Origin of the sequence: Acidovorax sp. SRB_14, assembly GCF_012932145.1 — a bacterium.
In the GTDB taxonomy this organism is placed as follows: domain Bacteria; phylum Pseudomonadota; class Gammaproteobacteria; order Burkholderiales; family Burkholderiaceae_C; genus Simplicispira.
This window is the reverse complement of record NZ_MWOK01000021.1, coordinates 16,358-27,947: the sequence shown is the minus strand read 5'-3', so window position 1 is coordinate 27,947 and position 11,590 is coordinate 16,358. Positions and strand designations below refer to the sequence as shown.

Below are 11,590 nucleotides of genomic sequence, written 5' to 3'. Positions count from 1 at the left end.
CTTTTCTCACGATCAGGCAGAAGCTGCGGTCTGAGGGTTCGTCTTCTGGATCAGCGCCTCGAACTCGGGCCGGAAATGCTTGACCATGGCGCGCACCGGCATGGCCGCTGCATCACCGAGGGCGCAGATGGTGCGGCCCATGATGTTGCTGGCGACGGAGTCGAGCACGTCCATGTCCGCCGGATGGCCCTCGCCACGGTGGATCCGGTCCACCAGGCGCCAGAGCCAGCCTGTGCCTTCGCGGCAGGGCGTGCACTGGCCACAGGACTCGTGCATGTAGAAGTAGGACAAGCGCTTGAGCGACTCGACCATGCAGCGGCTGTCGTCCATGACGATGACCGCTCCCGAGCCCAGCATGGAGCCGGCCTTGGCGATGGAGTCGTAGTCCATCGTGCACTCCATCATGATGGCGGCAGGCAACACCGGCGACGACGAGCCACCCGGGATCACGGCCTTGAGCTGGCGCCCCTGGCGCACGCCGCCTGCGAGCTCCAACAGCTTGGCAAAAGGCGTACCCATCGGGACTTCGTAATTTCCGGGTTTTTCCACATCGCCGCTGACCGAATAGATCTTGGTGCCGCCGTTGTTGGGCTTGCCACAGGCCAAGTAGGACGCGCCGCCGTTGCGGATGATCCACGGCACGGCCGCGAAGGTTTCGGTGTTGTTGATGGTGGTGGGCTTGCCGTACAGGCCAAAGCTGGCCGGAAATGGCGGCTTGAAGCGCGGTTGCCCCTTCTTGCCTTCGAGCGACTCCAGCAAAGCGGTTTCTTCACCGCAGATGTAGGCGCCAAAGCCGTGGTGGGCATGCAGCTGAAAGCTGAAGCTGCTGCCCAGAATCTCGTCTCCCAGGTAGCCCGCGGCGCGGGCCTCTTCGAGTGCGGCCTCGAAACGGTTGTACACCTGGAAAATCTCGCCATGGATGTAGTTGTAGCCGACGCTGATGCCCATCGCGTAAGCGGCAATGATCATGCCCTCGATCACGATGTGCGGGTTGAACATCAGGATGTCGCGGTCCTTGCAGGTGCCCGGCTCGCCCTCGTCCGAGTTGCAGACCAGGTACTTTTGCCCCGGGAACTGGCGCGGCATAAAGCTCCACTTCAGACCCGTCGGAAAGCCAGCGCCGCCGCGGCCACGCAGCCCCGACTCCTTGACTGTGGCGATGACCTGGTCCTGCGTCATGGCTTCAGCACCTTCGCCTAGGCCCAGCATCTTGCGCAAGGCCTGGTAGCCGCCGCGCGCCTCATAGTCCTTGAGACTCCAGTTGGAACCGTTGAGCCCGGCGTAGATTTGCGGCTCGATATGGCGGTCGTGGAAGCAGGTTTCCACGCCCGCGGCCTGGAACTGGGAAAGGACTGCTGCTGTGTTCATGGCTGGCCCTCCACTGCGCGCAGGCTGTCGACCAGTTGGTCGAGCTTGTCGTTGCCCATGAAACTGCACATGTTGCGGTCGTTGACCAGCATCACCGGCGCATCGGCGCATGCCCCAAGGCATTCGCACTGCTGCAGGGTGAACATGCCGTCTGCCGTGGTTTCGCCCATGGCAATGCCCAGCTTGTGTTCCAGGTGTTCCAGGGCCTTGCCGCCGTCACGCAACAGGCACGGCAGGTTCGTGCACACGGCCAGCTTGTACTTACCCACCGGCCGCTGGTTGTACATGTTGTAGAACGTGGTGACTTCGTGCACCGCAATCTGCGGCATGCCAAGGTACTCGGCAATGGCAGCCTCGCTCTCCTCGCTCACGTAGCCCTGCTCCGCCTGGACAATTGCCAGGCAGGCCATGACCGCGGACTGCTTCTGCTCCGCAGGGTATTTGGCCACTTCGCGCGCAAAGCGCGCTTGGGTCGCTTCAGAAATCATCGGTCAATCTCTCCGAACACGATATCCATGGTGCCAATGATGGCCACCACGTCGGCCAGCATGTGACCACGGGCCATTTCGTCCATGGCAGCCAGGTGCGCGAAACCAGGTGCACGGATCTTCAGGCGGTAGGGCTTGTTGGCACCATCGCTCACCAGATAGATGCCGAACTCGCCCTTGGGGTGTTCGACCGCCGCGTAGGCCTCGCCCTCGGGCACGTGGAAGCCTTCGGTGAACAGCTTGAAATGGTGGATCAGCTCTTCCATGTTGGACTTCATGGATTCGCGGTCGGGCGGCGCCACCTTGTGGTTGTCGGTGATGACAGGGCCTGGGTTGGCACGCAACCACTGGATGCACTGCTGGATGATGCGGTTGGACTGGCGCATCTCGTTCACGCGCACCAGATAGCGGTCGTAGCAATCGCCCGTCTTGCCCACCGGGACATCGAAGTCCATGCGGTCATAGACATCGTAAGGCTGGGTCTTGCGCAGATCCCAGCCAATGCCGGAGCCGCGCAGCATCGGCCCGGTCATGCCCAGATTGAGTGCGCGCTCAGGTGCCACCACACCAACGCCCACGGTGCGCTGCTTCCAGATGCGGTTGTCGGTCAGCAGGGTTTCGTACTCGTCCACGCAGGCGGGGAAGCGCCGCGTGAAGTCTTCGATGAAATCGAGCAACGAACCCTTGCGGTTCTGGTTGCGCGCCTCGAGCGACTTGGCGTTGCGCACCTTGCTGGCCTTGTACTGCGGCATGCTGTCGGGCAGGTCGCGGTAGACACCGCCGGGGCGGAAATAGGCGGCGTGCATGCGTGCGCCGGAGACCGCCTCGTAGATGTCAAAAAGGTCCTCGCGCTCGCGGAAGGTATAGATCAGGATGGTGGAGCTGCCGCAGTCATTGCCGTGCGAGCCGAGCCACATCAGGTGGTTCAGCAGGCGCGTGATCTCGGAGAACATCACCCGGATGTACTGCGCGCGCAGCGGCACTTCCAGGCCCAGCAGCTTCTCGATGGCCAGGCAGTAGGCATGCTCATTGCACATCATGGACACGTAATCGAGACGGTCCATGTAAGGCAGCGACTGGATGTAGGTTTTGTGCTCGGCCAACTTTTCAGTCGCACGGTGCAGCAGCCCGATGTGCGGGTCGGCGCGCTGCACGACTTCGCCGTCGAGCTCCAGCACCAGGCGCAGCACGCCGTGCGCGGCCGGGTGCTGCGGCCCCAGGTTCAGGGAATAGTTCTTGATTTCAGCCATGGTGGATCACAGAAGGCGCTCCGCGCCTCAGTGCAGGCCTCCGTATTTGTCTTCGCGAATGATGCGCGGCGTAACTTCGCGCGGCTCGATGGTTACCGGCTCGTAGATGACACGGCGCTGCTCGGCGTCGTAGCGCATCTCCACGTGGCCCGACAGCGGAAAATCCTTGCGGAATGGGTGGCCGATGAACCCGTAGTCGGTCAGGATGCGGCGCAGGTCGCCATGCCCATCGAACACGATGCCGTACAGGTCGAATGCCTCGCGCTCGAACCAGGCCGCCGAGTTCCAGAGAACCGTCACCGAGGGCACCACCGGGAAATCGTCATCGGCGCAATACACCTTCACGCGCACGCGCTGGTTGAGGCTCACCGACAACAGGTGCGACACCACGCAGTAGCGCAAGCCCTCCTGCGGACGATCGCCATATGAGGAATAGTCGAGACCGCACAGATCGATCAGTTGCTCGAACTGGCAGCCCGGCGCATCGCGCAATTGCCGCATCGCTTCCAGATAATGCGCAGCAGGCACCTCGACGGTCACTTCGCCCAGTGCCACCGACACCTGGCGCACCTTGTCGCCCAATGCGGCCACAAGGGTATCCCTGAGTTTTTCAGGGTGAATGGCAACAACTGTCATGGAACCCCTTCAGACGCGCGCGATGGTGTTGGTGCGGCGGATTTTCTGCTGCAGCTGGATGATCCCGTAGATCAGCGCCTCCGCCGTGGGCGGGCAGCCAGGCACATACACGTCCACCGGAACGATGCGGTCACAGCCACGCACCACCGAATAGCTGTAGTGGTAGTAGCCACCGCCGTTGGCGCATGAACCCATGGAGAGCACCCAGCGCGGCTCACTCATCTGGTCATAGACCTTGCGCAGCGCGGGCGCCATCTTGTTGCACAGCGTGCCCGCCACAATCATCAGATCGGACTGGCGCGGGCTGGCACGGAACACCTCGGCACCAAAACGGCCGATGTCGTAGCGCGCCGCCGCCGCATGCATCATCTCGACGGCGCAGCAGGCCAACCCAAAGGTCATAGGCCACAGCGACCCCGTCTTGGCCCAGTTCACCACGGAGTCATAGCTCGTGGTGATGAAGCCTTCCTTCATCACGCCTTCAATCATTGTGTCTGTCCTCGCTCAAGCCCGGTCATTCCCAATCCAGGGCACCCTTTTTCCACTCGTAGACAAAGCCCACGACGAGGATGGTCAGGAAAATCACCACTGCAACGAAACCCACCACCCCGACATCATGGAATGCCACGGCCCAGGGAAAAAGAAAGGCAATTTCGAGGTCGAAAAGAATGAACAGGATGGCCACCAGGTAATAGCGCACATCGAACTTCATGCGCGCATCCTCAAAGGCCTCGAAGCCGCACTCGTAGGGAGAGTTCTTTTCGGGGTCCGGGCGATTGGGGCCCAGAATGTAGCCCAGCGCCAAAGGCACGACACCCACGGCAATGCCGACCAAAATAAACAAAAGAACGGGGAGATATTGATCGAGGTTCATCTTGGGGATGTGCTCACCGCTGGAGCCTTATCCGACATGACCGCTGAACGGGACATGTGGACAAGCTCTTTTTTGTTTGGTGCCGTCGGCGAGACTCGAACTCGCACAGCTTTCGCCACTACCCCCTCAAGATAGCGTGTCTACCAATTTCACCACGACGGCTGTTGTGTTGTCTGAATGGCTTGAGGAACCTGTTGGTTTTTGCTTTCCAGACAATCAGGGATTCTACCCCGGAAAAACCCTGCCTTTGGGCTTCTCCAGAGATTTACGCACTTTTATTTCGCAGGAATCTGCGCACTGCCGGGAGCGTCGCCCTGGGCCGGAGCAGGTGCGGCAGGCGCCGGTGCCGCATTGCCTGGAATGGCGGCGGCAGGGCCGGTTTCCACGGCGGGCGCGGCCACAGGGGCAGAGCCTTCCAGCACACTGCCCGAACTGACAGGACGTGCGTTGCCAAAGTAGGCCAAGGCCAGCGTGCAGACAAAGAAGACCGCCGCCAGCACCGCCGTGGTGCGCGAGAGAAAGTTGGCACTGCCACTGGCGCCAAACAGGCTGCCCGAGCTGCCGCTGCCAAACGCTGCGCCCATGTCCGCACCCTTGCCGTGTTGGATCAGAATCAGGCCAATCATGCCCAGGGCGGTCAACATCTGTACCGCCAAAATTACATTCACTAGCATGCTCATAGTTCGATTACTCCTGATTTAATAGCTGCCACCGCACGCCCTTATTGGGCTGCAGCAATAATTCTCTGAAAGTCGTCGGCCTTGAGCGAGGCCCCGCCCACCAGACCACCGTCGATGTCGGGCTGCGCCAGCAGCTGCGCCGCATTGGCCGCATTCATGCTGCCACCATAGAGCAGGCGAATATGTTGCGCTTTGTCGCTTGCCGCCGCCAACTGGGCGCGCAGCACGGCATGCACCTGCTGCGCCTGCTCGGGCGAGGCGGTCTGGCCGGTGCCGATGGCCCAGACAGGCTCGTACGCCACTACCACTTCGCTGATGCAGTGGCCAATCAGATGGATCACCGCCGCCAGCTGGCGCCGCACCACGGCCTCGGTCTGGCCAGACTCGCGCTCGGCCAGGGTTTCGCCCACGCAGACGATGGGCGCGACCCCTGCCGCCAAGGCGCGCTGCGCCTTCATGGCCACATCGACATCGGTCTCGCCATGGAACTGGCGGCGCTCGGAATGCCCCACCAGCACGTAGCGCACGCCAAAGTCGCGCAGCATGGCGGCCGACACCTCGCCGGTGTAGGCCCCCGCCTCGTGCTGCGACACGTCCTGCGCCGCCAGCGCCAGGGGCGAACCCGACGCCAGCGACTGCACCTGCGCCAGATAAGGCGCGGGCACTGCCACGGCCACGTCGCACCCCTCTCCCCGCTGCACCAGGCCGGCCACCAGCGCGCGCACCAGGGCATCGTTGGCGGCCAGGCTGCCGTTCATCTTCCAGTTGCCTGCAATCAGCTTCTTCTTCATGGTCACCACGTCAAAACAATCTTGCCAATGTGCTGGCTGGACTCCATCAGCGCATGCGCGTCACCGGCCTGCGCCGCGGGAAACGTGCTGTGGATGACCGGCCGCACCGCGCCTGCCGCGAGCAGCGGCCACACATGTTCGCGCAGCGACCGGGCGATGGCGCCCTTGAACTCCACCGGGCGGGGCCGCAGCGTGGAACCCGTGATCGTCAGGCGCCGGCGCATCACCAAGCCCGCATTGAATTCGCTCTGCAGTCCGCCCTGCACTGCGATGATGACCACGCGGCCGTCCTCGGCCAGGCATTCCACCTCGCGCGCCACATAGCTGCCGGCCACCATGTCCAGCACCACATCGGCGCCCTTGCCGCCGGTGATGCGCTGCACCTCGGCGACAAAGTCCTGCGTTTTGTAGTTGATGGCATGGTGCGCACCGAGCGCGAGGCACGCCGCGCATTTTTCATCGCTGCCCGCCGTCACGATCACGGTGGCGCCCAACGCCCGGCCCAACTGGATCGCGGTCACGCCGATGCCGCTGCTGCCGCCTTGCACCAGCAGGGTTTCGCCGCGCTGCAGGCGGCCGCGGTCGAACACGTTGCTCCAGACCGTGAAGAAGGTCTCGGGCAGCGAGGCCGCCTCCACGTCGCTCAGGCCCGCCGGCACCGGCAGGCACTGCGCGACCGGCGCAACGCACCACTCGGCATAGCCGCCACCGGCCACCAGCGCGCACACGCGGTCGCCCACGCGCAGACCCGCCTGCGCCATGGCGGCCGCATCGCCACTCTCGACCACGCCGGCCACTTCAAGGCCCGGCAGGTCGGAGGTGCCGGGCGGCGGCGCATAGCCGCCCTTGCGCTGCAAGACGTCGGGCCGGTTGATGCCGCTGGCCGCGACGCGGATCAGCAGCTCGCCGGCGCCGGCCACGGGCACAGGGCGCTCGCCCAGACGCAGCACGTCGGGCGGGCCGAATGAGGTAATTTCTACAGCACGCATATCGATCAGCTTTCGTTGATTTGAATGACTTAAGCCACTAACGCACGACTGGCGTGCGTTAGTAGCTCTCATATCAATAGCAAATCAGTCGATCAGCCGTTGAGCTGGCCTTGCTGATCGAGCGGCAGGGCCTGCTGTTGCTGCTGTTCGCCTTCGCGGGGCGCCGGCTCGCGGCGCTCGCCGCGGTCAGCACGCTCGGCGGGCGCCGGGCGGTCGTTGCCGCCATTGCTGCGCTCGGCCAAGGCCTTCATCGACAGCTTGACGCGGCCCTTTTCGTCGGTCTCGAGCACCTTGACCTTGACGATCTGACCTTCGGTCAGGTAGTCGCTGACGCGCTCGACGCGCTCGTGGGCGATCTGGCTGATGTGCAGCAGGCCGTCCTTGCCGGGCAGCAGGTTGATCAGCGCGCCGAAGTCGAGGATCTTCGTCACCGGACCTTCATAGACCTTGCCGATTTCCACTTCCGCGGTGATCTGCGCGATGCGGCGCTTGGCTTCGTCGGCCTTGGCGGTATCGGTCGAAGCGATGGTGATGGTGCCGTCTTCATCAATGTTGATCTGGCAGCCGGTCTCTTCGGTCAGCGCACGGATCACCGAGCCGCCCTTGCCGATCACGTCACGGATCTTCTCGGGGTTGATCTTCATGGTGTAGAGCTTGGGTGCGAAGCTGGAGACTTCGGTGTTGGCCTCGCCCATGGCTTCCTGCATCTTGCCCAGGATGTGCATGCGCGCTTCCTTGGCCTGCGCCAGGGCGACCTGCATGATCTCCTTGGTGATGCCCTGGATCTTGATGTCCATCTGCAGTGCCGTGATGCCGGCGGTGGTGCCCGCGACCTTGAAGTCCATGTCACCGAGGTGGTCCTCGTCGCCCAGGATGTCGGTCAGCACGGCGAAGCGGTTGTCTTCCTTGATCAGGCCCATGGCGATGCCCGCCACGTGCGCCTTCATCGGCACACCGGCATCCATCAGCGAGAGGCAGCCGCCGCAGACCGAAGCCATCGACGAGGAGCCGTTGGACTCGGTGATTTCCGAGACCACGCGCATGGTGTAGGGGAATTCTTCCTTGTTCGGCAGCACAGCGATCAGCGCGCGCTTGGCCAGGCGACCGTGGCCGATTTCACGGCGTTTGGTCGAGCCCATGCGGCCCACTTCACCGGTGGCGAAGGGAGGCATGTTGTAGTGCATCATGAAGCGGTCTTCGTACTCGCCGGCCAGCGCGTCGATGCGCTGCGCATCGCGCTCGGTACCCAGCGTGGTCACCACCAGCGCCTGGGTTTCGCCGCGCGTGAACAGCGACGAGCCGTGCGCACGGGGCAACAAGGCATTGCGGATCTCGATGGGGCGCACGGTGCGCGTGTCGCGGCCGTCGATGCGCGGCTCGCCCGACAGGATCTGGCTGCGCACGATTTTGGCCTCGATGTCGAACAGCATGTTCTCGACAGCGACGCTGTCGAACTCCACGCCTTCGGCGTTGAGGCCGGCCAGGGTCCAGGCGATCACTTCGCGCGTCGCATGGGTGCGGGCTTGCTTGTTGCGCAGCTGGTAGGCGGCGCGCATTTTTTCCTCGGCCAGGGCCGCCACCTTGGCGATCAGCACCTCGTCCTTGGCGGGCGCCTTCCAGTCCCACACGGGCTTGCCGGCATCGCGCACCAGTTCATGGATGGCGTTGATGGCGATCTTGCTCTGTTCGTGGCCAAACACCACGGCGCCCAGCATCACGTCTTCGGGCAGTTGCTGCGCTTCGGACTCGACCATCAGCACGGCCGCTTCGGTGCCGGCGACGACCAGGTCCATCTGGCTGCTCTTGCGCGCCGTCTGGCCGGGGTTGAGCACGTATTCGCCATTGATGAAGCCCACGCGCGCAGCGCCGATGGGGCCGCTGAACGGGATGCCGGAGATGGCCAGGGCGGCGCTCGACGCGATCAACGCGGCGATGTCGGCGTCGACTTCGGGGTTCAGCGACAGCGTGTGGATGACCACGTGCACTTCGTTGAAGAAACCTTCGGGGAACAGCGGGCGGATCGGGCGGTCGATCAGACGGCTGGTCAGGGTTTCGTGCTCGCTGGGCTTGGCCTCGCGCTTGAAGAAGCTGCCGGGGATCTTGCCGGCGGCGTACGTTTTCTCGATGTAGTCCACCGTCAGGGGAAAGAAGTCCTGACCGGGCTTGGCGCCCTTGGAGGCCACCACGGTGGCCAGCACCACGGTGTCATCGATGTTCACGACCACAGCGCCCGACGCCTGGCGCGCGACCTCGCCCGTTTCCATGATGACGGTCTTGTCACCCCATTGGAAGGTCTTGCTGACTTTGTTGAAAATGCTCATGTTTGCTCCTGAGTTAATAGCTGGTAACGCTCTACCAGAGGGCGCCAGCGGCCAATTCAGAACACGATGCCATTCCAGTGAAACCGCCCGCGGAAATCCATTGGAATGACACAGCTTCGCTCTGCATTGCACACCGGCAAAGTAAAAAACGCCTGAGCTAGCGCGCTAACCCAGGCGTTTTTGCTGTGGCAACGCTTACTTGCGCAGACCCAGCTTGGCAATCAGGTCAACGTAACGCTGACCGTCTTTGCTCTTGAGGTAGTCCAGCAGCTTGCGGCGGCGGCTCACCATGCGCAGCAGGCCGCGGCGACCGTGGTGGTCCTTGGCGTGCGTCTTGAAGTGGGGCATCAGTTCGTTGATGCGGGCCGTGAGCAGGGCCACTTGAACTTCTGGGCTACCGGTATCGTTGGCAGCACGGGCGTTGGCCTTGACGACTTCGGCCTTGATGGAGGATGCGATCATTTGGTTTTTCCGGATATGTGGCCTAGCGCCTCTTGCGAAGCACGGCGGGCACTGGTTTTACTTGCGCCAGAAGCTGGAAGGGCCACCGGCGTGCGTCTTGCACCATGCAAAACCCTGCAATTATAACGCGAGCCAGCTTTTGAGCCGCTGCACTCCGTCCACCAGGCGCTGCGGGTCGCGCGAGGCAAAGCACCAGCGCAACCAGCCCTGGGCCTCGTCGCCAAAGGCGTTGCCCGGCGCCAGTCCCAGCCCGGCCTCGGCCACCAGGCGCTTGGCCACCGCCAGCGAATCACCCTGCCCCGCCAGCCTGAAAAACGCATACATGCCGCCGCGCGCCGGCGCCACTTCCACGCCGGGCAGCGCCTGCAGCAGCGGCACCAGCGTGTCGCGGCAGGTTTTAAGGTGCGCCACCACGCACGGCGTGATCTGGTCCGCATGCTGCAGCGCCGCCAGGCCCGCGCGCTGCGTGAACACGCTGGTGCACGAGGTGTTGAACTCGATCAGCTTGCCCATGTGCTGGGTCATGTCGGGCGGCATCACCAGCCAGCCCAGGCGCCAGCCCGTCATCAAGAAACTTTTGGAAAAACTCTGCACCACCACCAGCAGGTCCTCGGGCCCGGCCACATCCAGAAAGCTCGGCGCGCAGCCGTTGGCTGTGGGCTCGTAATACAGGCGCTCGTACACCTCGTCGGCCAGAATCCAGGTGCCGGTGCGGCGGCAATGCTTCAGAATCTGCTGCTGCTCGCCAGCCGTCAACGTCCAGCCCGTGGGGTTGTTGGGCGCATTGACGATCAGCAACCGCGTGGTCGGCGTGATGGCTGCGAGCAACTCACCCATGTCCAGCGTCCAGGCCCCACCCGCCTGCGGCCGCAGCGCCACACAGCGCAGGCGTGCACCCATGATGCACGGCTGCGCCGTCAGGTTGGGCCACACCGGTGTGACCGCCACCACCTCGTCGCCCGCATCCACCAGCGCCTGCACCGCCAGCATTAGCGCATTCACGCCGCCCGAGGTGATGGCGATGCGGTCGGCACCCACCGGGCCATGCAGACGGCTCGTGTAAGCGGCCACGGCGTCGCGCAGCTCGGGCAGGCCCAGGTTGTGTGCATAAAAGGTCTCGCCGCGCTCCAGGGAATCCACCGCTGCCTGCCGCACCACCTCGGGCGTGCTCTCATCGCTCTCGCCAAACCAAAAGGCCAACACATCGCTGCGCCCCATGCCGGCGTTGGCAACTTCACGGATACGGGATTCTTCGAGGTTCAGTACAGCGTGGCGCATGGCAGGATGGATATAGAGAGTGACAACGCAGCATCGTATGGGATGCTGCACGAAACGCTCTACCCACCAACCCTCAAGCCACGGAGCGCTCATGCACCAATCCAGTTGCCACAAAATCCTGCGCTGTCATTGGGGCACCGCCGTCTTGGGCGCCTGCATGGCCCTAGGCCTTCTGGCTATGTCCGAAGGCGCGCATGCCGCGCGGCAGAAGAAAACCACCGACGCCACCACCAGCAAGGCGGCCAAGAAGCACGGCGCTGTCAAAGTCAAGCACCAGCGCAGCCCGTCTGAAGAAACCAGCGCCGAGCGTGACCGGCGCTTGTACCGGGAGTGCAAGGGACTGCCCAATGCGGGGGCATGCCGGGGTTATACGCAGCGCTGAATCGGCACGCAAACCACAGCGGACCGACCACTGGTCCGACAGCCCTCGCCATTTGTCTGCACTTCCGGCGT

General features: G+C 63.6%; 13 protein-coding genes and 1 tRNA gene. 1 reads left to right on the top strand and 13 read right to left on the bottom strand.

Annotated features, from left to right (window positions below; translation table 11 throughout):
* Nucleotides 1–12: 12 nt before the first annotated feature.
* The 13 genes from nuoF to B2J86_RS14420 form a co-directional block, all read right to left on the bottom strand.
* Nucleotides 13–1,368: an NADH-quinone oxidoreductase subunit NuoF gene (gene nuoF / locus B2J86_RS14480; protein ID WP_169168772.1), complete on the bottom strand. Its 1,356-nt coding sequence runs from the start codon at nucleotides 1,366–1,368 to the stop codon at nucleotides 13–15.
* Nucleotides 1,365–1,856: an NADH-quinone oxidoreductase subunit NuoE gene (gene nuoE, locus B2J86_RS14475; protein WP_169168771.1), complete on the bottom strand. Its 492-nt coding sequence runs from the start codon at nucleotides 1,854–1,856 to the stop codon at nucleotides 1,365–1,367. Before nuoE ends, nuoF begins: the two co-directional genes overlap by 4 nt.
* On the bottom strand, nucleotides 1,853–3,106 hold the full coding sequence (locus B2J86_RS14470; protein WP_169168770.1) for an NADH-quinone oxidoreductase subunit D: 1,254 nt from the start codon (nucleotides 3,104–3,106) through the stop codon (nucleotides 1,853–1,855). The genes nuoE and B2J86_RS14470 overlap by 4 nt, the downstream gene beginning before the upstream one ends.
* Before the next feature lie 27 nt (nucleotides 3,107–3,133).
* The gene (locus tag B2J86_RS14465; RefSeq protein ID WP_169168769.1) at nucleotides 3,134–3,742 is read right to left on the bottom strand and encodes an NADH-quinone oxidoreductase subunit C; all 609 of its coding nucleotides are present in this window, start codon (nucleotides 3,740–3,742) and stop codon (nucleotides 3,134–3,136) included.
* 9 nt (nucleotides 3,743–3,751) lie between these two features.
* Nucleotides 3,752–4,231 carry an NADH-quinone oxidoreductase subunit B family protein gene (locus B2J86_RS14460; protein WP_007849129.1) on the bottom strand — a complete coding sequence of 160 codons (480 nt, stop codon included), beginning with the start codon at nucleotides 4,229–4,231 and terminating at the stop codon, nucleotides 3,752–3,754.
* A 25-nt stretch (nucleotides 4,232–4,256) separates the two neighbouring features.
* The gene (locus B2J86_RS14455) at nucleotides 4,257–4,616 is read right to left on the bottom strand and encodes an NADH-quinone oxidoreductase subunit A (RefSeq protein WP_169168768.1); all 360 of its coding nucleotides are present in this window, start codon (nucleotides 4,614–4,616) and stop codon (nucleotides 4,257–4,259) included.
* Between the two features lie 77 nt (nucleotides 4,617–4,693).
* A tRNA-Leu gene (locus B2J86_RS14450) sits at nucleotides 4,694–4,778 on the bottom strand.
* Between the two features lie 113 nt (nucleotides 4,779–4,891).
* Nucleotides 4,892–5,296, bottom strand: coding sequence for a preprotein translocase subunit SecG (gene secG, locus B2J86_RS14445; RefSeq protein WP_169168767.1), 405 nt, complete (start codon nucleotides 5,294–5,296; stop codon nucleotides 4,892–4,894).
* A 41-nt stretch (nucleotides 5,297–5,337) separates the two neighbouring features.
* Nucleotides 5,338–6,087, bottom strand: a complete 750-nt coding sequence (gene tpiA / locus B2J86_RS14440) for a triose-phosphate isomerase (RefSeq protein WP_169168766.1) — start codon at nucleotides 6,085–6,087, stop codon at nucleotides 5,338–5,340.
* Between the two features lie 2 nt (nucleotides 6,088–6,089).
* On the bottom strand, nucleotides 6,090–7,076 hold the full coding sequence (locus B2J86_RS14435; RefSeq protein WP_173025975.1) for an NAD(P)H-quinone oxidoreductase: 987 nt from the start codon (nucleotides 7,074–7,076) through the stop codon (nucleotides 6,090–6,092).
* Between the two features lie 92 nt (nucleotides 7,077–7,168).
* Nucleotides 7,169–9,397, bottom strand: a complete 2,229-nt coding sequence (pnp, locus tag B2J86_RS14430) for a polyribonucleotide nucleotidyltransferase (RefSeq protein ID WP_173025974.1) — start codon at nucleotides 9,395–9,397, stop codon at nucleotides 7,169–7,171.
* 195 nt (nucleotides 9,398–9,592) lie between these two features.
* A complete protein-coding gene (gene rpsO / locus B2J86_RS14425; protein WP_169168763.1) occupies nucleotides 9,593–9,859 on the bottom strand; it encodes a 30S ribosomal protein S15 in 267 nt (88 codons plus the stop codon).
* 120 nt (nucleotides 9,860–9,979) lie between these two features.
* Nucleotides 9,980–11,137, bottom strand: a complete 1,158-nt coding sequence (locus B2J86_RS14420; protein WP_173025973.1) for a pyridoxal phosphate-dependent aminotransferase — start codon at nucleotides 11,135–11,137, stop codon at nucleotides 9,980–9,982.
* A 157-nt stretch (nucleotides 11,138–11,294) separates the two neighbouring features.
* On the opposite strand from B2J86_RS14420, the gene B2J86_RS14415 reads away from it, so the two are divergent.
* Nucleotides 11,295–11,519 (top strand): hypothetical protein, encoded by a 225-nt coding sequence (locus tag B2J86_RS14415; RefSeq protein ID WP_173025964.1) that lies wholly within the window; start codon nucleotides 11,295–11,297, stop codon nucleotides 11,517–11,519.
* Nucleotides 11,520–11,590: the final 71 nt, after the last annotated feature.

Excerpts from the sequence above, each read along its gene's own strand:
- nuoF (WP_169168772.1), bottom strand. The coding sequence starts at position 1,368 with ATGAACACAGCAGCAGTCCTTTCCCAGTTCCAGGCCGCGGGCGTGGAA.
- nuoE (WP_169168771.1), bottom strand. The coding sequence starts at position 1,856 with ATGATTTCTGAAGCGACCCAAGCGCGCTTTGCGCGCGAAGTGGCCAAA.
- B2J86_RS14470 (WP_169168770.1), bottom strand. The coding sequence starts at position 3,106 with ATGGCTGAAATCAAGAACTATTCCCTGAACCTGGGGCCGCAGCACCCG.
- B2J86_RS14465 (WP_169168769.1), bottom strand. The coding sequence starts at position 3,742 with ATGACAGTTGTTGCCATTCACCCTGAAAAACTCAGGGATACCCTTGTG.
- B2J86_RS14460 (WP_007849129.1), bottom strand. The coding sequence starts at position 4,231 with ATGATTGAAGGCGTGATGAAGGAAGGCTTCATCACCACGAGCTATGAC.
- B2J86_RS14455 (WP_169168768.1), bottom strand. The coding sequence starts at position 4,616 with ATGAACCTCGATCAATATCTCCCCGTTCTTTTGTTTATTTTGGTCGGC.
- secG (WP_169168767.1), bottom strand. The coding sequence starts at position 5,296 with ATGAGCATGCTAGTGAATGTAATTTTGGCGGTACAGATGTTGACCGCC.
- tpiA (WP_169168766.1), bottom strand. The coding sequence starts at position 6,087 with ATGAAGAAGAAGCTGATTGCAGGCAACTGGAAGATGAACGGCAGCCTG.
- B2J86_RS14435 (WP_173025975.1), bottom strand. The coding sequence starts at position 7,076 with ATGCGTGCTGTAGAAATTACCTCATTCGGCCCGCCCGACGTGCTGCGT.
- pnp (WP_173025974.1), bottom strand. The coding sequence starts at position 9,397 with ATGAGCATTTTCAACAAAGTCAGCAAGACCTTCCAATGGGGTGACAAG.
- rpsO (WP_169168763.1), bottom strand. The coding sequence starts at position 9,859 with ATGATCGCATCCTCCATCAAGGCCGAAGTCGTCAAGGCCAACGCCCGT.
- B2J86_RS14420 (WP_173025973.1), bottom strand. The coding sequence starts at position 11,137 with ATGCGCCACGCTGTACTGAACCTCGAAGAATCCCGTATCCGTGAAGTT.
- B2J86_RS14415 (WP_173025964.1), top strand. The coding sequence starts at position 11,295 with ATGGCCCTAGGCCTTCTGGCTATGTCCGAAGGCGCGCATGCCGCGCGG.